We start from the raw sequence: 17,989 nt of genomic DNA, 5'->3' as shown, positions 1-17,989 counted from the left end.
CGCATGACTACTTTCTCTGCCGTCGACCTGTCTCGCCTGCCTGCGCCGAGCGCGGTCGAAGTCATCGACTACGAGGTGCTGCTCGGCCAATGGCTGGACATGTATCGCGCCCAGGATCCCAGCTACAGCGCCGTGGTCGAGTCAGATCCGGTCTACAAGCTGGCCCAGGTAGGTGCGTACCGCGAGATGCTGCTGCGCCAGCGCGTGAACGAGGGCATCAAGTCCGTTCTGCTGGCCTATGCAGAAGATTCCATGCTCGACCACCTCGGTGCCTTCTATGGCGTCGAGCGCCGCGTGGTGACCGAGGCAACGCCCGCCCTGGGCACGCCGGCTGTGATGGAGTCCGACGTGGAGTTCCGCCGGCGGATCCAGATGGCACCCGAGGGCTTCTCCGTCGCCGGTCCAGCCGGTGCCTATATCTTCCATGCTCTGGCGGCCGACCCTCGGGTGCTCGACGCCTCGGCCGACAGCCCCCAGCCCGGCCACGTGGCGGTCTACGTCCTTTCACGAGAGGGTGATGGCACCGCGCCCGACGATCTGCTGGCAAAGGTGGCCACGGCGGTCAACCACGTCGACGTTCGCCCTCTCACCGACTTTGTGACCGTCCTGAGCGCGGCGGTGGTCGAGTACGAGATCGAGGCCGTGCTCGACATCTACCCCGGCCCGGATCCTGCTGTGGTGGTGCAGGCCGCCAAGGATGAAGCGGCTGCCTATGCTGAGAAGAACTCGCGGATGGCGGCCATGGTCAGCCGCTCGGCCTTGGACCGTGCGCTGCATCAGGAGGGTGTAGTCGACGTCACCCTCATCAGCCCGCCGCAGAACATCGCGGTCGGCGTGGGCGAGGCCAGCCGCTGCACCGGCATTCGGATCACCCACCGCACGGTGGGCAATGTCTAGCCTGCTGCCGCCGAACGCCACCCCACAGGAGGTGGCGGTCGCCAAGACAATGGCTCGGGTGTCGGACGTTCCAGCGCCCTTCGATAGCGCACTCGATCCCATGCGCGCATCCGAGACGATGCTGCCTTGGCTGGCGTGGTCATTCAGCGTGGACACGTGGGGACCGGAGTGGCCGGTGTACGTTCGACGTCGCACGGTGCAGCAGTCGATAAAGATCCATCGCCGCAAAGGGACGATTGGTGCGCTGCTAGATGCCGTTGATGCGGTCGGCGTTCCGGTGGAGATCGAGGAATGGCACCAGCAGTCGCCGCAGGGTGCGCCCTACACCTTCCGCGTCTTGGTCAACTCGATAGCCACGCCGTTCCTCAAGGCCGACCTGCAGCGCCTGCTGCAAGCGATCGAGGACACCAAGAACCTGCGCTCGCACCTGACTGAGCTGGTCCCGATGCTCACCAGCTTCGGCACCCCGAACGTGGCAGCCGCCACTGCCCAAGGCGTAGAGCGCCAGGTCGAATCGCGCTTCTCCGACATATCCCTGCTGCTCGTTGCCATCGAAGAAGGCGACGCAGAGGTATCAGCTGCTGCGGACGCCCTCCACTTCCACATCAACACCACACTGCCACGTCAGTTCCAAGGAGCCACCGAGTGACCACCGTCAGCAAGGTTGATCAATTCATCACCGATAGCGATCTAGCCCACCGGATCGTGAACGGCCCACGCGGCACGCTGGTTCCGACTGAGGGCGGCTTGGTTCCGTCCTTTGCCACGGTCCTCGGTGATGTGGAGACGATCAACGAGCGTATGTCAGCCATTGAAAGCGGCCAAGCTGCCGGCCGCGTAGTGGTTGAGCTGTGGGCGACACTCAACACGATTGTGGGCACGGCCAATGTTGGCGCGAGCGTACTGCTCGACGCTGGATCGCACATCGACCCGGTAAGCGGATTGTCGGTGCCCAACCAGGGCGAGTACGTGTGGGTCACACCCGCGAACAAATGGAAGTGGATCCGAGAGGACGGACTGTCTTCCAAGGCAGACAAGTCCGCCCTGGCGTTGATCGCTGAAGGCGACTTCTCCAACAAGCTGCGATTCAAGTTCACCAGAAGCACGCCGGAATCCGGGTACGTGTATGCGCTCACCGATGCACTGGGCAACATTGCCCTCGGCGTCCGTCCTGACGGCTCGGTGTGGGCGTTCGGCGTGAATGAGAAGTTGCTACCGGCCGGAATGTCGTTCGTGCACACCCCCATCGATTCCGGGTACGTCTACGCCATGCTGGACGACGAGGGGCAGATTGCCATCGGCATCAAGCAATCCGGCGAGGTGTACGCGTATGGCCTGAGCGAGCGTCTTGACCAGCTCGCGCCCTACTTCAAGCCAACCCGTGACCTGTGGCTGATCGGTGACTCCCTCACCGCTGGCGCCGGCAGCCAGATCACCTGGCGCGAACAGCTGTCCACCGCCAACCCAGACCGCACCGTCACCAGCTATGCGGTTGGCGGCCAGACGTCCAGTCACCAGGCCGTTCGCGCAGGCGCCTACTTCTCGCTGATGACGGTGGCAGGCGGAATCATCCCTGAAAGCGGCGTGGTGGCGATCAGCGCCGTGGACATCACCCCAAGTACCGATCAGGGCCAGGCGCGGCGCTACGGCTGGCTGGGCGGTGCGTATGGCTATTTTGACCGCGCAGCAGGTGGTGCCTACAGCTTCACCCGTACCGCAGTGGGTGCCGCCATCGCCTGTCCGGGGCAGACCCCGTTCATTCCTGACACCGGCAACCTGCGCAACAACGTCATCGTCATCGGCGTGGGCCGCAACAACCTGTCCGACCCGAGCAGGGTCATCTCCGATATCGACGCCTGCGTCGCGCTGCAGCGCACGCTGGGCAAGAGGTTCCTGATCATCACCCCGCCCAATGGCGGAGCGGTGGCGGCCGGGGCGGTAAATGACCGCGCGGCAAGCTCGTATGAAGGCGATGGCGCAACCAACAGCAACGTCTACACCAACATCCTGGCTATCGAAGCGCACTGCAAGCGCACATACGGCGACAAGGTTCTGTGCAGCCGTGAGCATTCCTTCCAGTTCAGCAATAGCAGCGCCGATGACGCCCGAGACGTTGCCGACAAGATCGTTCCGCGCTCGCTGCGCATCGACCCGGTGCACTGGACGTCAGCGTTCCACGAAAAAATCTTCAATTGGGTTCAGGCCCAGCTCAACAAAAATGGATGGTGACTTATGGATACCGGTATCGCACAGCAGCTGGAAGGTGTTGTTTTCAGTGGCAGCAACATGCCCAAGCTACGCAAGGACGCCATCCTCTCTGATGGCTCGCTGCTGCTTGTCGACTTCGGTCACAGCCTTGGCAAAGTGACCGCCGTACCCGGCCAGGGAAGCGTCATCACGAACATCGCTGACGACACCGCCATGCGGATCATCGGCAGCAGCGCATCGACCGGTCTGGTGGTCGAGGCAGCGCTTGCCGCCAATCAGTGCCGCGCAGAGCTGACGTCCAAGGGTGGCATACACGTGATCAGCGCCCACACCGGCCAGACGGCGGACGGCTATTGGCGTGCGGCGTTCAATGCCCAGCTGCTCGCTTACATGGCCAGCAATCCGAACCACCACTACTTCGTCTCGCTCTGGCACCGTCCGACGCGAGCCGCGCTGGAGGCCGCCGCCCCTCAGTCGTACTTCCACGTGGGTTCTTCCAGCGGCACCTCTGCCAGCAGCATCTTCCACTTCCAAGGCGGTCTACCCAACCCGGTCGACGTTGCCAACTTCGATCTGCGGTATGCCTCTGATCCCAACAACGACTCGGTCGCCTCTGTCGTGGGTAAGGCGCGCCTGGGCATTGTGTCGCCCACGTCCCGGCGTGGATCCGCGGCGATCAACAACGGCTACCTCGGTGCCGGATCGTGGGGTGCTTGGGGTTCGGCAAATCGAAACAAGGCGGCATCGGTAGTGCTCTACCGGGCATACGTGGAAGACCTCACCGTCTCCGGCCGCAGCGCCGAATTGGTTGCCGCTATCGACAAGGCTCTGTGGGCAGCAGCCTTTGCCGCTGGCGGGAAGTTCTACGGCGACACCTACACCGACCCTAACTCGATCTCCTAAGCCATGGCCAACTTCCGATTCCTCCATACGCCGGCAGGCCTGCGAAAGCTCAACTTCGCGCGCCTGGGCGGTGATCCTGTCAGCATGGCCTTCATGGCCTTTGGCGACGGCAATGGCAACCCGGTGGAGTTGCCAAGCGAGCCATCCGGGCTGGTACGAGAGCGTCTGCGCGTGCCCATTAACCGGGTGTATCAGGATCCGGACAATCAGCTGCTTTTCTATGTCGAGGGAATCTTGCCCTCGACCGAGGGTGGCTTCGTGGTCCGCGAGCTGGCCGTCATCGACTCTGACGGTGACGTCATTGGCGTAGCCAACACTCCGGACAACTACCAGCCGCTGGCCAGCGAGGGCGCGGTCGGCGATGGCATCTACCGTGCCGCATTCGTCGCGATGAATGCTAGCAACGTTACGTTGGTGATTGACCCCAACACCGCTGTCGCATCGCAGAAGTGGGTGTTCAACACCGTCAATGCCAAGTTGGTAATCCCTGGTGGCACAACGGGGCAGATCCTCACCAAAGCCAGTAACGCCGATGGGGATATTGAGTGGGACGATGCCGATGGTGTGAGCGTCAACGTCAACAGCATCGAAGAGAAACAGACGCTCGCTGCTGGGCAGACCCTGGTGGACCTGGTCGTGACCACGACAGTCGGACTTGCCGTCTACATCGATGGCGAGCGCATCGCGCGTGGTGCGTCTGCAGACGAATGGATGCCCGACAGCCAGGACGCCACCCGTGTGATCCTGGGGAGGAGCTACCCCGCCGGTACCCGGTTGATCGCAGCGCAGAACGAGCCAGCAGGCACCTTGGGTGCCCCACTGCAGAGATCGGAGAACCTTGCCGACGTCCCGAACAAGGCCGAGGCACGCAACAACCTCGGGGTGGCCAGCCGAGCCGAGATGCGGCAGATGGCACCTGCAGGCATGATCGGCACCTTCGCTGGGAGCAACGCCCCTACGGGCTGGTTGAGGGCGAACGGCGCCCAGGTCTCCCAAGATGCATACCCGGATCTGTTCGCAGCAATCGGTCACGTGTACACGCCGGCCGGTCAGGCAGCGAGCGTCGGATCTTTCTTCCTGCCGGATCTGCGCGGCATGTTCCCCCGCTTCTGGGACGACGGGCGCGGCAACGACGCAGGCCGGACCATCGGCTCCAACCAGGGCGACCAACTTGCAGCCCACGCGCACGGCGGCCGCACCAGCGAGGCCGGTGACCATGCCCACGATTCCTCCTTCGGCGAGGGAAACAAGCACACCGCTGCAGCGCCCTACGGCATGAGTCCCCACCGCCCCGGCAACCGCAACGCCGGCTCCAGCGGCGGCGTCGATTACGACAACTACGCCTGGCAAACCTCCACCGATGGCAGGCACGCGCACGACTTCACCACCGGCGTAAGCGGCGGCAATGAAACCCGTCCGAAGAACGTCGCCCTGCTCGCCTGCATCAAGTACTGACCATGGCCACCAAGACGGTCTACCTTGTCGACACCGCCGGCCTGCTGGCCGGCACCGCGCAGGCCGATGAGTCGCCGCTGCAGTCAGGCATCTGGCTGCTGCCGGCCGGCGCCGTGGAGACGCCTCCGCCGGCACAGTACCCGGCAGAACGCTGGCCGCGCTGGATCGGCAGCGGCTGGGTGCTAGCCACTGCACCCCGATCCCGCCGTGCTGGGCTGTAGCGGCGACCGTTACACCACAGCTGCAGTGCGCCCTCCCGCGCGCACGAGCAGCATGGGGATATGGCTCTCGACCTCGCCCGCCTCATCTCCAATCTGATCCGCAACGGCACCATCGTTGCGGTAGACATCGATGCTGGCCTGTGCCGCGTCGCATCTGGCGATCTGACCACCAACTGGATTCAGTGGCTGACCCTGCGCGCCGGCACTACGGTCACCTGGTCGGCCCCCTCGCTGGGCGAGCAGGTGGTGCTGCTGTCGCCCGAGGGCGAAACCGGCAATGCCATCGCGCTGTGCGGCCTGTACTCGGGCCAGGTGCCCGCCCCAGCCGCCAGCGCGGCCGTCACCCTGCTTCGGTTCGCCGATGGCGCCCAGCTGCGCTACGACGCCGCCGCACACGCGCTCGATGCCCTGCTGCCGGCGGGCGGCACCTTCACCGTCACCGCACCTGGCGGCACCACCATCAACGGCCCCCTGACCGTCAACGGCGAAACCACGCTCAACGGCAACGCCTCGGTGGTGGGGGACACCTCGATCACCGGTACGGCCACGGCCGACGTCGACGTGATCGCTGCCGGCATCAGCCTCAAGGGCCACAAGCACCCCGGTGTGCAGCGCGGCAGCGGCCTGACGGATCCGCCGCAGTGAGGGGCATGTCTGCCACCACCGGCCGCACCATCGAAGGTGCCCAGCACCTGGCGCAATCCATCGGCGACGTGCTGACCACCCCACTCAACACCCGCGTGATGCGCCGTGACTACGGCTCGCTGCTGCCCGAGCTGATCGACCAGCCCTTCAACGGCCAGACCCGCACGCTGCTGTATGGCGCGGTGGCCACGGCGCTGATGCGCTGGGAGCCGCGGATCCGCATCAGCAAGCTCTCGATCTCGCAGGGGGATGCCCCCGGCGCGTTTGTCCTGGACGTGGAGGGCACCCGAACCGACGTCACCCAGGGCAGTGGCTACACCCGCCTGACCATCCCCCTCCGCTTCCGCTAACTGGAGATACCCCATGGACTACCATCACGGCGTCCGCGTCATCGAAGTAAACACCGGCGTCCGCCCCATCCGCACCGTGGCCACCGCTGTGATCGGTCTGGTAGCCACCGGCGATGCCGCCGACGCCACCCTGTTCCCGCTGAACAAGCCGGTGCTGATCACCGACATCGACGGCGCCATCACCAAGGCCGGTGCCACCGGCACGCTCAAGGCATCGCTGGAAGCCATCGCCGACCAGACCAAGCCGGTGATGGTGGTCGTGCGCGTCAAGGAAGAAGACAACGACGGCGAGCAGTCCATCGCCGTGATCGGCAACAAGACCGGGGGCGAGTACTCGGGCCTGCAAGCACTGCTGGCCGCCGAAGCGAAGGTGGGCGTCAAGCCCCGCATCATCGGTGCGCCCGGCTTGGACACTCAGGTGGTGGCCGCCGAGCTGGCCGTGGTGGCCAAGCGCCTGCGCGCGATGGCCTACATCAGCGCCGGTACCGCCAAGACCGTGACCGAAGCCACCGCGTACCGCGAGGAATTCGGTGCGCGCGAGCTGATGATCATCTGGCCGGACTTCACCGCCCTGGACAGCACCACCGGTCAGATCGGCTTGGCCTACGCGGTCGCCCGGGCCATGGGCCTGCGCGCCCTGATCGACAAGGAACAGGGCTGGCACAAGAACCTGTCCAACGTCGCGGTCAACGGTGTCACCGGCATCTCGCGCGACGTCTACTTTGACCTGCAGGATCCGGCCAGCGATGCCGGCGTGCTCAATGCCGGCGACGTCACCACCCTGATCCAGATGAACGGCTACCGCTTCTGGGGTTCGCGGACCTGCAGCGACGATGTGCTGTTCGCCTTCGAGACCGCCACGCGCACCGCGCAGATCCTCGCCGACACCATCGCCGATGCCATGGCCGTCTATGTCGACAAGCCGATGCACGCCTCGCTGATCAAGGACATCATCGAGAGCATCAACGCCAAGTTCCGCGAGCTGAAAGGCAGCGGCTACCTGATCGACGCTAAGGCCTGGTACGACCCGGACGTCAACACGCAGACCACGCTGGCCTCCGGCGGCCTGGTCATCGACTACGACTTCACCCCGGTCCCGCCGCTGGAAAACCTGCAGCTGCGCCAGCGCATCACCGACAAGTACCTGGCCGGCTTCGCCTCGGCCATCGCCAACTGATCCCACCCTGCCTACGGCGGTCAGCTGCTGACCGCCTTGGCTCCGCATCGGAGAAAACCCCATGGGCCTGCCCCGCAAACTGAAAGGCTTCAACACGTTCACCGCCGGCGAGAGCTTCCTCGGCGAGGCCAAGACCATCACGCTGCCCGAGCTGAAACGCATCATGGAGGCCTACCGTGGCGGCGGCATGAGCGGCCCGGTGAAGATCGACCTCGGTCAGGATGAGATCCAGATCAAGGTGGTCTACGGCGGTTTGATGCGCCCGATCCTGCGCCAGTACGCCGAGACCAGCCACGATGCCGTGCAGCTGCGCTTTGCCGGCGGCTACCAGCGCGATGACAACGGCCAGGTCGACGCGGTGGAAGTGGTCATCCGCGGCCGCCACGAAGGGCTGGAGTTCGGCGACGCCGAAGCTGGTTCGGACACCGAGTTCACCGTCACCACTGCGTGCAGCTACTACAAGCTGACCTGGAACGGCGAGGTTCTGATCGAACTGGACCTGGTGAACATGATCGAGAACGTCGGCGGCATCGACCGCCTGCTCTCCCTGCGCACTGCCATCGGCGCGTAACCCCACCACACCCCGCGACGGGCGCCACGCGCCCGCTCGCTTCCCCCTGCATCCCCGAAGGAGATATCCATGACCGCCACCACCGTCCCCAACACGCAGAAGGCCGCGCGCAAAGCCACCATCACGCTGGAAGAGCCGCTGCAGCGCGGCGACACGCAGATCACCTCGGTTGACGTCCGTCGCCCCGGTGCCGGCGAGCTGCGTGGCCTGAAACTGGTTGAGGTGCTGAACATGGATGTCAGCGCGCTGGCCACGCTGCTGCCGCGCATCACCAGCCCGACGCTGACCAGCGCCGACGTCGCTGCGCTGGATCCGGCCGATCTGCTGCAGTTCGGCATCGAGACGGCCGGTTTTTTCATGACGCGGGAACAGGCGAGTGCCCAGGGCTACCCGACCGCGTAGAAGACGCCATGGCCGACGTGGCCACCATCTTCCACTGGTCGCCCACCGAAATGGATCGTTGGTCGGTAGAGGAACTGATGGAGTGGCGCGAGCGCGCCCGGAAACGCAGCGGCGCCCCCGATTGAGGGCGCCGTTTTCACATACGGAGACCAGGTAGATGAGCGAGAACATGCGGCTGCGCGTCCTGCTGGACGCGATTGACAGGGCGACCGGGCCGATGCGCCGCGTCCTGGGCGGCAGCCAAACACTGACCGCGTCGCTGCGCTCGCAGCGAGAGGCACTGCGCGGCCTGAACGCACAGCAGCGCGACGTGTCCGCGTTCCGCGAGCTGGCGGAGAAATCCAAGACCTCTGCAGCAGCATTGAAGGACCAGCGCGCCAAGGTGCGGCAGCTGGCAGCGGAGATGCGGGCGGCCGAGCAGCCCAGCGAAGAGCTGGCGCAGAAGTTCGCCGCCGCCACGCGCACGGCCGGACGGATGAAGTACGAGGTGGGCCGCAACGCCGAACGCCTGCAGGCGCTGCGTACCAAGCTGGCCGCTGCCGGCATCAGCACCAGCGAGCTGGGCAACCATGAGCGCCGCCTGCGCACCGACATCGTCCGGGCCAACGAGGCCATCGAGCAGCAGCAGAAGCGGCTCACCGCGCTCAATGCCGCCCAGAAGCGTTCCCAGGCGCTGCAGAGCGCGGGCCTGAAAGCCACCGCCCTCGGCGCAGGCATGGCCTTCGGCGGCCGCAGGGCGTTCGATGCAGCCATCCTGCCGGTGGGGGAAGCGGTCGGGTTTGAGTCGGCGATGGCCGAGGTGCGCAAGGTGGTCGACTTCGACACCCCGCGCCAGTTCGCCCAGATGGGCCTGGACATCGAGGATCTGTCCCGCCGCCTGCCGATGGTGCCCAACGAGATCGCCAAGATCGTTGCCGCCGCCGGTCAAGCATCGATCCCGCGCAAGGAGCTGCTGAAGTTCGCAGAGGACGCCACCAAGCTGGGCGTCGCCTTCGACACCACGGCCGAGGATGCTGGCCAGACCATGGCCACGTGGCGTACCGCCTTCCGCATGGGCCAGGCCGAGGTGGTCACCCTGGCCGACAAGATCAATTACCTGGGCAACACCGGCCCGGCCAGCGTCCAGAAGATCAGCGCCGTGGTGAACCGCATCGGCGCGCTGGGCGAAGTGGCCGGCCTGCAGAGCGGCCCGCTGGCCGCCCTGGGCGCCACCGTGGCAGGCATGGGTATCGAGTCTGAGGTGTCGGCCACCGGCATCAAGAACATGCTGCTCACCCTGTCCTCGGGCGAAGCGGCCACCAAGCGCCAGCTCGCCGCGTTCGAAAAGCTGGGCCTGAGCTCCACCGAGATGGCCGAGGCCATGCAGAAGGATGCCGGCGGCGCCATCCTCAATGTGCTGGAGCGGCTGAAGAAGCTGCCGGCGGCGTCGCAGGCCGCCACCATGACCACCCTGTTCGGCCGCGAGTCCATCGGTGCGATCGCTCCCCTGCTGACCAACCTCGACCTGCTGAAAACCAACTTCGACAAGGTCACCGACGCCCAGAAGTACGCCGGATCCATGGAGCAGGAGTACGCCTCGCGTGTGGCCACCTCCGAGAACGCCATGCAGCTTGCCAAGAACACCATGCTGGTGATGGCAGGCACCCTCGGCCGCACCCTGCTGCCCGACATCAAGGCCGCCTCCGAAGCCGTGGGCCGCGTGGTGGGCGGCTTCATCACCTGGACGCGGGAGAACCCGCAGCTGGCACGCGCGCTCACCGTGAGCGCCGTGGCAGGCGCTGCCTTGGTAACCGTCCTGGGCGGCCTGCTCACCGTGGGCGGTCTGGCAGCAATGGCGCTGGGCCAGATCAGCGGCGCTGTGGCCCTTCTCTCCGGCGGCGGTGGTGTCGGGGCGCTTATCGCACGCTTCGGCACGCTGGCCAGCCAGGTGCTGCCGACCCTGCTCAACGTCGGCCGCGCCCTGATGGTGCTGTTGGGCGGCGTCAGCTGGCCAGTGCTGGCCATCGCCGCGGCCGTCGCTGTCGTCGCGGCGGTGGTGTGGAAGTACTGGGGACCGATCAAGGCTTTCATGATCGGTGTCTGGCAGGGCCTGCAGGATGCATTCGCACCGGTGCTGGCCGAGCTGCGCACGGCACTGGCGCCGCTGGCACCGCTTTGGGATCAGCTGTCCTCGGCCATCGGCAAGGTGTGGGATTGGGTCAAACAGCTGTTCGCTCCATTTGAAGCCACCACCGAACAGCTGGAAGGGGCCACCAGCGCCGGCCGCACCTTCGGCCAGTTCCTGGGCGTGGCGCTGACGGTGCAGCTGCGCATGGCCGTCAAGGCCATTGGCTGGCTGGTCACCGCCGCGACCACCATGCAGGCGGTTGTCATGCGTGTGGTCGGTGGGCTGAGCCAGTACCTGGGCGGCGCGTGGTCGGTGATCGTCGGCCTGTTCACCGGCAACGGTCAGCGCATCACCCAAGGCTTGCAGAGCATGTGGACCGGCATCAACACCCTGATGGCCAGCTGGCCATCGCGGATGATGCAGGCGGGCATGGGCATGGTCATGGGCCTGGTCAATGGCATCCGGTCGAAGATTTCCGCCGCGACCTCGGCCGTATCCGGTGTCGGCCGGGGCGTGATCGATCAGTTCAAGGGCATGCTCGGGATCCACAGCCCGTCCCGCGTGTTCGCCGAGCTGGGCGGCTTCACCATGCAGGGCTTGGCCAACGGCCTGCAAGCGGGCCAGAACGGCCCGCTCGCAGCGCTGCAGGGCATCACCCGCCGCATCCAACAGGCGGGCGCTGGCGCGGCGCTAGCAGCCCTTGCGGGGCCAGTGGGGGCCGTAGACAGCCGCCCGCCCATGTCGGCCGGCCAGAGCGCGCCTGCGGCTTCCTTCGGGAAGATCGAGATCCACATCCACACGCAGGCCGGCCAGGACGCGGGCGATATCGCCCGGATGGTCCGCGCCGAGTTCGAAGCCCTGCAGCGACAGCAACAGGCCCGCGCGCGCTCCGCGCTGGGCGATAGGGAGTAGCCACCGATGATGATGTGCCTTGGAACCTTTGTTTTCTCCCTGCGGGATGGCGCCTACGAGCAGCTGACCCGCGACCTGTCATGGCGCCACGCACGCACCGAGCGTGTGGGCGCACGTGCCGCGTCGCAGTTCGTCGGTCCCGGCGAGGACACCGTGCAACTGAGCGGCCTGATCGCGCCGCCGCTGACCGGCCAGTACTCGTCGCTGGCCACCCTGCACGAGATGGCCGATACCGGCCAGCCGTGGGCGCTGGTAGCCGGCGACGGCACCGTGCATGGCGCTTACGCGATCACCAGTCTGAAAGAGACCCATAGCGTCTTCTTCCCCGATGGCACGCCGCGCAAGGTCGAGTTCCAGCTCAGCCTGGACCGGGTGCCGGATGAGGCCATGGCCGAGGACCAAGCATGAGCAGCCGCACCGGCTACCCGGTTCCCGCCTGGCGCGTCACCCTGGACGGCAAGGATCTGACCGACCGCATCGCACCCCGCCTGATCGAGCTGACCCTCAAGGAATGCCGCAGCGGCGAGGCGGACCAGCTGGATCTGCGGATCCACGATCATGACGGCCGCATGGCGCTGCCGCGCAAGGGTGTCAGGCTCACCGTGGCGCTGGGCTGGCGTGACGCCGGCCTGATCGACAAGGGCACTTTCGTGGTCGATGAGGTCGAGCACAGCGGCCCGCCCGATGTCATCACCATCCGCGCTCGCAGCGCGGAGCTGACAAAGACCATGCGCACGCGTCGTGATCGCAGCTGGCATGACACTACGGTCGGCGCGGTGATCGGCGCCATTGCCGGCGAACACAGCCTGCGCGCGAGAGTAGCGCCGGCTCTTGCCAGCTTGGCACTGGACCATCTGGACCAGTCCAACGAAAGCGACGTGGCACTGCTGACGCGGCTGGGAACGCGGTTCGACGCGGTGGCCACCGTCAAGGCTGGCAACCTGGTGTTCTCCCCCATCGACAGCGGCACCACGCCTGCCGGCATCGAACTGCCCCGCGCATCGATCACCCGCGCCGATGGCGACAGCCATCGTTTCAGCGAGGCCGAGCGCGACACCTACAGCGGCGTACGCGCGTACTGGAACGACAAGAAGGGTGCGCGCCGCAAAGCGGTGCTGGTTGGCACGGCGACCAACGCCAAGAACCTGCGCGAGACCTACGACAGCGAGAAGACCGCGCGGGAGCACGCTGACGCCGAGTGGAAGCGCGTGCAGCGCGGCGCGGCCAAGATGGACTACTCGCTCGCCCTGGGGCGAGCGGATCTGTACCCGGAGCAGCGAATCGACGTGTCCGGGTTCAAAGCCGACATCGACGGGCGCACTTGGTTGATCGCCGAGACGACCCACAGCATCACCGGCAACAGCGGCTTCACCACCTCGCTGGTGCTTGAGACTTCGATCGCGCAGTCCGCACCTTGATACACATAAGAGCCGCTTGGGTGGTAGAAGCCAAGCGGCACTATGCCCGTACACATGAGCCGCAGCTCAATGAAAAAGGTCACGGAATCGCTAGGCGTCTTTCTCAGTAGAAGTAGCCGCAGCCGCAGCCTCAGCCTCAGCCTCATGGGCTTGAACCTTGTACAGAGAATCAAGCAATCTGCTGCCAGCCCCTACAATCTTAGAAAGCACTTTTATTTGCTCCTTGCAGGAAACACTTTCAGTTGGCTTGGGGTAGTTGATCTTATGATCAACCTCCCCCCAAATCTCTTCAAACAGTGTTCTAACCTGTAGCTCGCAGCAGATGGGCGAATCACCACGAGGCCTGATAAGGTAATGGACGCTCGTGTAGCTAGTAGGCTTCTGGACAACGTCCAAGTCAAATGCACCGAAGAACTCCGCTGCTTCTGGATCCCAGGTGTATGCCTTTGGCCTTTCAGACAGCACCCAGTCACCACCCGCAACGCGCGCTCGTATCACCTTGTCAACGTCTGAAAAGTGCGCTTGGAAGATGTGCATGATGCGCACGCCGGCGAGATCAGTGATCTCATCGAATACATTGTCGACCGTGATCGCTCGACCTTCTTCTTCCTTCCGCTTGAGCTTATCCCGCAAGTGCTCGCGATCCTTCAGTCTCGACTTGTAAGAGTGAACCACCTCCGCGCCGGCCTTGGTCAACCCTGGGTGTCGGCCAATGTAGTCAACGATGTGGTTCATAAAGACTGAAAAGTCGTGGCGCTGCTCATCGAACCTGCACAGGATGTCCTCATATTTTTCTGTGCTCACAGGAGATCCAGCCTCTGCGAAAAATCTTTCGCAAAATCCACGTACCTATTGAGCGTTTCGAAATATCCTGCTTGATTCGCTCGAATCGTATTGACGTCATCCGCATCGAGGTGACCAACGGTAGGCAGCAGCCACATCGGCACATGATACTTCTGAGACATGCTCGGATAAGTATTGTGACTATGAATGACAGCATTGCCACCCATCGACCCCTCAATCAAACCGGGCACATCGATACGGTTCTCCGGATCTATTGCCTTGCTGATGGTCTCGGGAATTTTCTTTGCATAGTCATGATGAGCCTTCGCCAGATTAAGATCACTCTCGAATTTGCTGTACCGCTTAGCGTTGTAGATCGTGTATCCCATAAAGCGAACGAACTTCGGAGGGAAGCTGGACCGCTTCTGATCTGACAAGAAATGAAAGATGCTTTCAAACTGGGAACGCCATCCACGCAGCGCGTCACCGATGTTCTTGATTCCATAAACGGAGAACAGATCCGGTGAGCACGGAATCATAAATCCGTCTGCGAGCGAGAGAAGGTTTCGGTTCAAAGCACCGAGGCTTGGCGAAGTGTCAAAGATGACAACGTCGTATCCATAGATCCGCGCGTACTCGTGTGCGATAGTTCTCACGCGAGTTGAAGTGCGGATGGCCAGAGGGTCTCCTTGGTACACACCTGAGAAGCGCTCACCGACCTTCGCCTCAAACTTATGCAGAGTGAGCCGACCAGGAATTAGGTGGACGTCTTTGGCAAGGGCCACTGGAGGAGGACTGTTAGTGAGCTCAGCCGTGCCGTCTTCCGTAGGCTTCAGAAGGAAATGGATGCTTCGCGGCTGCTGAACAAGAACAGCAAACTCCGATGGATCTCTTTCTCTGGCTTGCTGGAAATCCTCAATGTAAGAATTTTCTGCATCCCACATCCCCTCAATCTGGTTCACCTGAAGCGCATTTATTGTGAGATTACACTGTGGATCCAAGTCAATGAGCAGAACTTTCTTACCCAGATGCCCAAGTGCGTGCGCAAGATGATAGGTCAACGTCGTTTTTCCGACGCCCCCCTTGTTGTTGAAAACTGTGACTATCTTTACTGCCATAACACCCCCTTGAAATAACTTGAAATTCCCTTTAATAACTTAGATGCTGCGTAAAGCCCGAGCACATCGCCGGACCCTAAGTCGCACGTATGGGAAAGCATGCTTACGACGACGAATGCAATTGTTACGCTACAAACTCTTTCCAGCAAACCGCTCTCTTGCGGAGAAGTCGGACAACGAAACACCACGTGCCCCGTGAACACCTGTCCGATGGTTGCACCCTCAAACACCGTGGTACTGCCGCATCGGCAACCTGCCGACATGCCTTCATCCGTACTGCCACAACGCATAGTCCTTAACACTCCATGGCGCATCGAGCGCCCCCTGTTGGAGTGCAGTTAACCGGGTTGTGGCCAGAAAAAAAGTTAGCGGGCGGGCTTCTTGGTTGCGCCGCTGCCCTTGACGGTCAGCTTCTGATTGCGCAGATCCACATCGCCGCTGAACTGCTGGCCGATACTGGTGTCAGTAAAGGTCGTGCGTGGGGCGGCGCCAAGGGCGCTGGCGTGAGACACGCTGCCGGTCAATGCCGACAACGCGGCAGCACGGGCCGGAGCGGGCGCAGCGCGCCAGGCGTCCAGCAGCTCCACGTCGGCCGGTGCCAGGCGCTCGCGGTTGCCGGTCAATACGTATGCAACATCTGTGCCTAATTCATGGGCCGCAGCGAGGTAGGACGCACTCGCGCCGACACTGTCCTGCTCGTAAAAGATCTGGGTGCGCTTGGTCACTCCGCACGCCACAGCCATCACCTCCTGGGTAAGGCCCAGTCGCTTCCTTTCTTCCTTCAGCCTTGTGCCCACACTCACGCTCAAATCTCCTTGACAGGTGAATGATCTTTCACCAACATTGGTGAAAGAAGTTTCACTAACACATCACCTAGCTTTTACACAGGGGAAACGGAATGGCTGCAAAACGGACTGGTGTAAAGAAGCTACGCACACCAGAGCAAGCCCGTCAGCATCTCCGCGACAACGGCATCACCGTCGTTGAGTTCGCTCGGCAGAACGGCTTGGATCGCCACGCGGTCAACGACGCGCTTCGGGGCGTGGGCAAGGGGAACTTCGGCAAGTCGCACGAAGCAGCCGTTGCGTTGGGCATCAAGCGCGACCCCAATTCTTGCACAAATCCCCCCACTTCCCGCCAGACCCCCACGCGTGGCGCCAAGGCTGGTAAAGCTGGCGGGGCGAGGGCCGGGAGCGCGAAGAAGAAATGAGCGCTCCAACCAGCGGCCGCGCGACCTTCTGCTGCGAAGCCTGCGACACGGCCTTGATCAAGCGCACCAGCCGACTGCAGCACCGCCATCTGCGTTCGGATGTGTGGGTGTGTCCGAACCCGCTGTGCGGGGCAAGCTATGCCGGTATCTCCGAGCTGACCAGCATCGCAAGCCCCAGCGGCATTCCGGATGCACCGTCGTGCGAGCTGCCGCCTACGCCGGCCTACCAGCGGGCGATGCTGCAGATGGCCTGGAAGCTTGAGCATGGCTCCAGGCAACTGGACATGCTCGATGCAATCGCGGTTGTTGAAAGCACCCGGCAAGAATCCATGAGCATCAACGACCAACGGGCGCATCAACCCGCCGCGCCCTAGCGGTCAGATCCAACGTTTCCCTATTGCTGGTCTGTCGGCCGTGCCGACGGTGACGGAGTACTGCGCTTGAACGTTCTGCCCCTTGAAAACCGTTCCCACACTTTCCCTCATTCCCCCTTGACTTCCTTGGGCATGGAGAGCAGAGTTTGCCGCAAGGAGCTTAAGAACTCCGAGTCAACAGCGGTACCCGCACCCGTCAGCTTTGCGGTTTTTTTGCGCCTGCAAAACGAGTGCACCGACGTCTTCTACGTCGGGAGGCGGCAGCGATACAACACCCGCAAGGGGAAAGCTGCTGGCCGGACTGTTGACCGGTTCTTAACCTCCCGACACCTCGGTGCGGCGCGTAAGAACGTCTCCCCGAGATTTACGATCTCGTCAACAGGAGACGTCTCAATGGCGCATGACGCCCATCCCACGCCCGGCTCCAGCCCGGCGCGTCAGATCTCGCTTGTCTTCGGCTTCATCGCCGACACCCTTGAATGGCCCCATGCCGACTACCAGGCGCTGATCGTGCGCTTGGAGGCCAGCGGGAAGAGCCCCATGGCGCTCACCTTGGCCGACGTGCTGGCCGCGTACACGGCGCAGCAGCAAGCCCGTAGTGGCGATGTCAGCGGCGCCCGGGGGAAACACTGATGGCTACACCATCTGTGCACGTCGCGCCTGCGCTGCGCCCGGTGATTGAACTGGATACGCCTGTTCCCGGCGTCGCCCTGCGCTGCTCCTTCGACCAGCGCGGCATGCTGTATCTGGCCCTCGTACACCTCGCCAGCGATGCAGCCTTGACCGTTTCGGCGCACACCACCAGCAGTATCCGCGCTGCAGCCACCCATAGCCTGCAATGCGGCTCGATGGTGTACCTGCTCGCCGCCGGCGAGGCGGAGCGATTCCTTACGTGGCTCCGCAACGGCGGCAGCACCCCGACCGGAGTGAATTGATGGACAAGCGCAACCACCTCCCTCCCCTGCGTAATCCCGGCCCGGTTCCGGCAGACCACGCTCAGGTTGTCACGAGCGACGACTACGACCGGCTCTGGCGCATTGCCTACGCAGTGGAGCTGCTCGCTGCGCTCCCGGCCGAGGCCGCGAAGGTGCTGGGCATCACAGCCGACCATACGTCGGCCGTCGCTGAGTACATCTCCGACGACCTGCGCGGAATCCTCAGCCGTTCCACCCCCGTAGACGAATAAGTCAGTACCGCCTTGGTCCAGCGGCGCGCCAACGCCGCTGGCACCAGGACAC

The 17,989-nt window shown here is 63.8% G+C and carries 23 protein-coding genes; 20 read left to right on the top strand and 3 right to left on the bottom strand.

The features are described from left to right. Positions 1-3 precede the first annotated feature (3 nt). The 15 genes from ABE571_RS04345 to ABE571_RS04275 all read left to right on the top strand — a co-directional run bounded on the left by ABE571_RS04345 (position 4) and on the right by ABE571_RS04275 (position 13,266). A complete protein-coding gene (locus ABE571_RS04345; protein WP_346493264.1) occupies positions 4-897 on the top strand; it encodes a baseplate J/gp47 family protein in 894 nt (297 codons plus the stop codon). Next, positions 890-1,546: a phage tail protein I gene (locus tag ABE571_RS04340; RefSeq protein ID WP_346493263.1), complete on the top strand. Its 657-nt coding sequence runs from the start codon at positions 890-892 to the stop codon at positions 1,544-1,546. Before ABE571_RS04345 ends, ABE571_RS04340 begins: the two co-directional genes overlap by 8 nt. After that, positions 1,543-3,126, top strand: coding sequence for a hypothetical protein (locus ABE571_RS04335; protein ID WP_346493262.1), 1,584 nt, complete (start codon positions 1,543-1,545; stop codon positions 3,124-3,126). The genes ABE571_RS04340 and ABE571_RS04335 overlap by 4 nt, the downstream gene beginning before the upstream one ends. Before the next feature lie 3 nt (positions 3,127-3,129). After that, on the top strand, positions 3,130-4,008 hold the full coding sequence (locus ABE571_RS04330) for a hypothetical protein (RefSeq protein WP_346493261.1): 879 nt from the start codon (positions 3,130-3,132) through the stop codon (positions 4,006-4,008). A gap of 3 nt (positions 4,009-4,011) precedes the next feature. Continuing rightward, positions 4,012-5,463: a phage tail protein gene (locus tag ABE571_RS04325; protein ID WP_346493260.1), complete on the top strand. Its 1,452-nt coding sequence runs from the start codon at positions 4,012-4,014 to the stop codon at positions 5,461-5,463. A gap of 2 nt (positions 5,464-5,465) precedes the next feature. Continuing rightward, positions 5,466-5,684: a hypothetical protein gene (locus ABE571_RS04320; protein WP_346493259.1), complete on the top strand. Its 219-nt coding sequence runs from the start codon at positions 5,466-5,468 to the stop codon at positions 5,682-5,684. A 60-nt stretch (positions 5,685-5,744) separates the two neighbouring features. Continuing rightward, positions 5,745-6,329 (top strand): phage baseplate assembly protein V, encoded by a 585-nt coding sequence (locus ABE571_RS04315; RefSeq protein WP_346493258.1) that lies wholly within the window; start codon positions 5,745-5,747, stop codon positions 6,327-6,329. Next, positions 6,326-6,679: a GPW/gp25 family protein gene (locus ABE571_RS04310; RefSeq protein ID WP_346493257.1), complete on the top strand. Its 354-nt coding sequence runs from the start codon at positions 6,326-6,328 to the stop codon at positions 6,677-6,679. The genes ABE571_RS04315 and ABE571_RS04310 overlap by 4 nt, the downstream gene beginning before the upstream one ends. Before the next feature lie 13 nt (positions 6,680-6,692). Beyond that, on the top strand, positions 6,693-7,856 hold the full coding sequence (locus ABE571_RS04305) for a phage tail sheath protein (protein WP_346493256.1): 1,164 nt from the start codon (positions 6,693-6,695) through the stop codon (positions 7,854-7,856). A gap of 61 nt (positions 7,857-7,917) precedes the next feature. After that, the gene (locus ABE571_RS04300) at positions 7,918-8,427 is read left to right on the top strand and encodes a phage major tail tube protein (protein ID WP_046272334.1); all 510 of its coding nucleotides are present in this window, start codon (positions 7,918-7,920) and stop codon (positions 8,425-8,427) included. Positions 8,428-8,496: 69 nt separating this feature from the next. Next, on the top strand, positions 8,497-8,829 hold the full coding sequence (locus ABE571_RS04295) for a phage tail assembly protein (protein ID WP_346493255.1): 333 nt from the start codon (positions 8,497-8,499) through the stop codon (positions 8,827-8,829). 8 nt (positions 8,830-8,837) lie between these two features. Then, complete coding sequence (locus ABE571_RS04290) at positions 8,838-8,954, top strand: GpE family phage tail protein (protein ID WP_346493254.1); 117 nt, start codon at positions 8,838-8,840, stop codon at positions 8,952-8,954. A gap of 32 nt (positions 8,955-8,986) precedes the next feature. Next, complete coding sequence (locus ABE571_RS04285) at positions 8,987-11,848, top strand: phage tail tape measure protein (protein ID WP_346493253.1); 2,862 nt, start codon at positions 8,987-8,989, stop codon at positions 11,846-11,848. A gap of 6 nt (positions 11,849-11,854) precedes the next feature. Further along, a complete protein-coding gene (locus ABE571_RS04280) occupies positions 11,855-12,256 on the top strand; it encodes a phage tail protein (RefSeq protein ID WP_346493252.1) in 402 nt (133 codons plus the stop codon). Beyond that, positions 12,253-13,266: a phage late control D family protein gene (locus ABE571_RS04275; protein WP_346493251.1), complete on the top strand. Its 1,014-nt coding sequence runs from the start codon at positions 12,253-12,255 to the stop codon at positions 13,264-13,266. Before ABE571_RS04280 ends, ABE571_RS04275 begins: the two co-directional genes overlap by 4 nt. Before the next feature lie 90 nt (positions 13,267-13,356). Here the strand turns inward: ABE571_RS04275 and ABE571_RS04270 are convergent, their stop codons facing one another. The 3 genes from ABE571_RS04270 to ABE571_RS04260 form a co-directional block, all read right to left on the bottom strand. Next, positions 13,357-14,070 carry a hypothetical protein gene (locus ABE571_RS04270; protein WP_346493250.1) on the bottom strand — a complete coding sequence of 238 codons (714 nt, stop codon included), beginning with the start codon at positions 14,068-14,070 and terminating at the stop codon, positions 13,357-13,359. Further along, complete coding sequence (locus ABE571_RS04265; RefSeq protein WP_346493249.1) at positions 14,067-15,167, bottom strand: ParA family protein; 1,101 nt, start codon at positions 15,165-15,167, stop codon at positions 14,067-14,069. Before ABE571_RS04265 ends, ABE571_RS04270 begins: the two co-directional genes overlap by 4 nt. A 365-nt stretch (positions 15,168-15,532) precedes the next feature. Then, positions 15,533-15,970 carry a helix-turn-helix domain-containing protein gene (locus ABE571_RS04260; RefSeq protein WP_346493248.1) on the bottom strand — a complete coding sequence of 146 codons (438 nt, stop codon included), beginning with the start codon at positions 15,968-15,970 and terminating at the stop codon, positions 15,533-15,535. A gap of 95 nt (positions 15,971-16,065) precedes the next feature. On the opposite strand from ABE571_RS04260, the gene ABE571_RS04255 reads away from it, so the two are divergent. From ABE571_RS04255 to ABE571_RS04235, 5 genes are all read left to right on the top strand, one after another. After that, positions 16,066-16,377, top strand: coding sequence for a DNA-binding protein (locus tag ABE571_RS04255; protein WP_080341452.1), 312 nt, complete (start codon positions 16,066-16,068; stop codon positions 16,375-16,377). Continuing rightward, complete coding sequence (locus tag ABE571_RS04250; protein WP_346493247.1) at positions 16,374-16,751, top strand: hypothetical protein; 378 nt, start codon at positions 16,374-16,376, stop codon at positions 16,749-16,751. Before ABE571_RS04255 ends, ABE571_RS04250 begins: the two co-directional genes overlap by 4 nt. Before the next feature lie 393 nt (positions 16,752-17,144). Further along, positions 17,145-17,384 carry a hypothetical protein gene (locus ABE571_RS04245; RefSeq protein WP_346493246.1) on the top strand — a complete coding sequence of 80 codons (240 nt, stop codon included), beginning with the start codon at positions 17,145-17,147 and terminating at the stop codon, positions 17,382-17,384. After that, positions 17,384-17,686, top strand: coding sequence for a hypothetical protein (locus ABE571_RS04240; protein WP_346493245.1), 303 nt, complete (start codon positions 17,384-17,386; stop codon positions 17,684-17,686). The genes ABE571_RS04245 and ABE571_RS04240 overlap by 1 nt, the downstream gene beginning before the upstream one ends. Then, positions 17,686-17,937 carry a hypothetical protein gene (locus ABE571_RS04235; protein ID WP_346493244.1) on the top strand — a complete coding sequence of 84 codons (252 nt, stop codon included), beginning with the start codon at positions 17,686-17,688 and terminating at the stop codon, positions 17,935-17,937. Before ABE571_RS04240 ends, ABE571_RS04235 begins: the two co-directional genes overlap by 1 nt. Positions 17,938-17,989 lie beyond the last annotated feature (52 nt).

Origin of the sequence: Stenotrophomonas sp. TWI273 (assembly GCF_039674765.1) — a bacterium.
In the GTDB taxonomy this organism is placed as follows: domain Bacteria; phylum Pseudomonadota; class Gammaproteobacteria; order Xanthomonadales; family Xanthomonadaceae; genus Stenotrophomonas.
This window is presented reverse-complemented; position numbering and strand designations above follow the sequence as displayed.

Excerpts from the sequence above, each read along its gene's own strand:
- ABE571_RS04330 (WP_346493261.1), top strand. The coding sequence starts at position 3,130 with ATGGATACCGGTATCGCACAGCAGCTGGAAGGTGTTGTTTTCAGTGGC.
- ABE571_RS04320 (WP_346493259.1), top strand. The coding sequence starts at position 5,466 with ATGGCCACCAAGACGGTCTACCTTGTCGACACCGCCGGCCTGCTGGCC.
- ABE571_RS04235 (WP_346493244.1), top strand. The coding sequence starts at position 17,686 with ATGGACAAGCGCAACCACCTCCCTCCCCTGCGTAATCCCGGCCCGGTT.
- ABE571_RS04340 (WP_346493263.1), top strand. The coding sequence starts at position 890 with ATGTCTAGCCTGCTGCCGCCGAACGCCACCCCACAGGAGGTGGCGGTC.
- ABE571_RS04280 (WP_346493252.1), top strand. The coding sequence starts at position 11,855 with ATGATGATGTGCCTTGGAACCTTTGTTTTCTCCCTGCGGGATGGCGCC.
- ABE571_RS04305 (WP_346493256.1), top strand. The coding sequence starts at position 6,693 with ATGGACTACCATCACGGCGTCCGCGTCATCGAAGTAAACACCGGCGTC.
- ABE571_RS04240 (WP_346493245.1), top strand. The coding sequence starts at position 17,384 with ATGGCTACACCATCTGTGCACGTCGCGCCTGCGCTGCGCCCGGTGATT.
- ABE571_RS04290 (WP_346493254.1), top strand. The coding sequence starts at position 8,838 with ATGGCCGACGTGGCCACCATCTTCCACTGGTCGCCCACCGAAATGGAT.
- ABE571_RS04255 (WP_080341452.1), top strand. The coding sequence starts at position 16,066 with ATGGCTGCAAAACGGACTGGTGTAAAGAAGCTACGCACACCAGAGCAA.
- ABE571_RS04295 (WP_346493255.1), top strand. The coding sequence starts at position 8,497 with ATGACCGCCACCACCGTCCCCAACACGCAGAAGGCCGCGCGCAAAGCC.
- ABE571_RS04325 (WP_346493260.1), top strand. The coding sequence starts at position 4,012 with ATGGCCAACTTCCGATTCCTCCATACGCCGGCAGGCCTGCGAAAGCTC.
- ABE571_RS04250 (WP_346493247.1), top strand. The coding sequence starts at position 16,374 with ATGAGCGCTCCAACCAGCGGCCGCGCGACCTTCTGCTGCGAAGCCTGC.
- ABE571_RS04345 (WP_346493264.1), top strand. The coding sequence starts at position 4 with ATGACTACTTTCTCTGCCGTCGACCTGTCTCGCCTGCCTGCGCCGAGC.
- ABE571_RS04245 (WP_346493246.1), top strand. The coding sequence starts at position 17,145 with ATGGCGCATGACGCCCATCCCACGCCCGGCTCCAGCCCGGCGCGTCAG.
- ABE571_RS04275 (WP_346493251.1), top strand. The coding sequence starts at position 12,253 with ATGAGCAGCCGCACCGGCTACCCGGTTCCCGCCTGGCGCGTCACCCTG.
- ABE571_RS04265 (WP_346493249.1), bottom strand. The coding sequence starts at position 15,167 with ATGGCAGTAAAGATAGTCACAGTTTTCAACAACAAGGGGGGCGTCGGA.
- ABE571_RS04315 (WP_346493258.1), top strand. The coding sequence starts at position 5,745 with ATGGCTCTCGACCTCGCCCGCCTCATCTCCAATCTGATCCGCAACGGC.
- ABE571_RS04285 (WP_346493253.1), top strand. The coding sequence starts at position 8,987 with ATGAGCGAGAACATGCGGCTGCGCGTCCTGCTGGACGCGATTGACAGG.
- ABE571_RS04300 (WP_046272334.1), top strand. The coding sequence starts at position 7,918 with ATGGGCCTGCCCCGCAAACTGAAAGGCTTCAACACGTTCACCGCCGGC.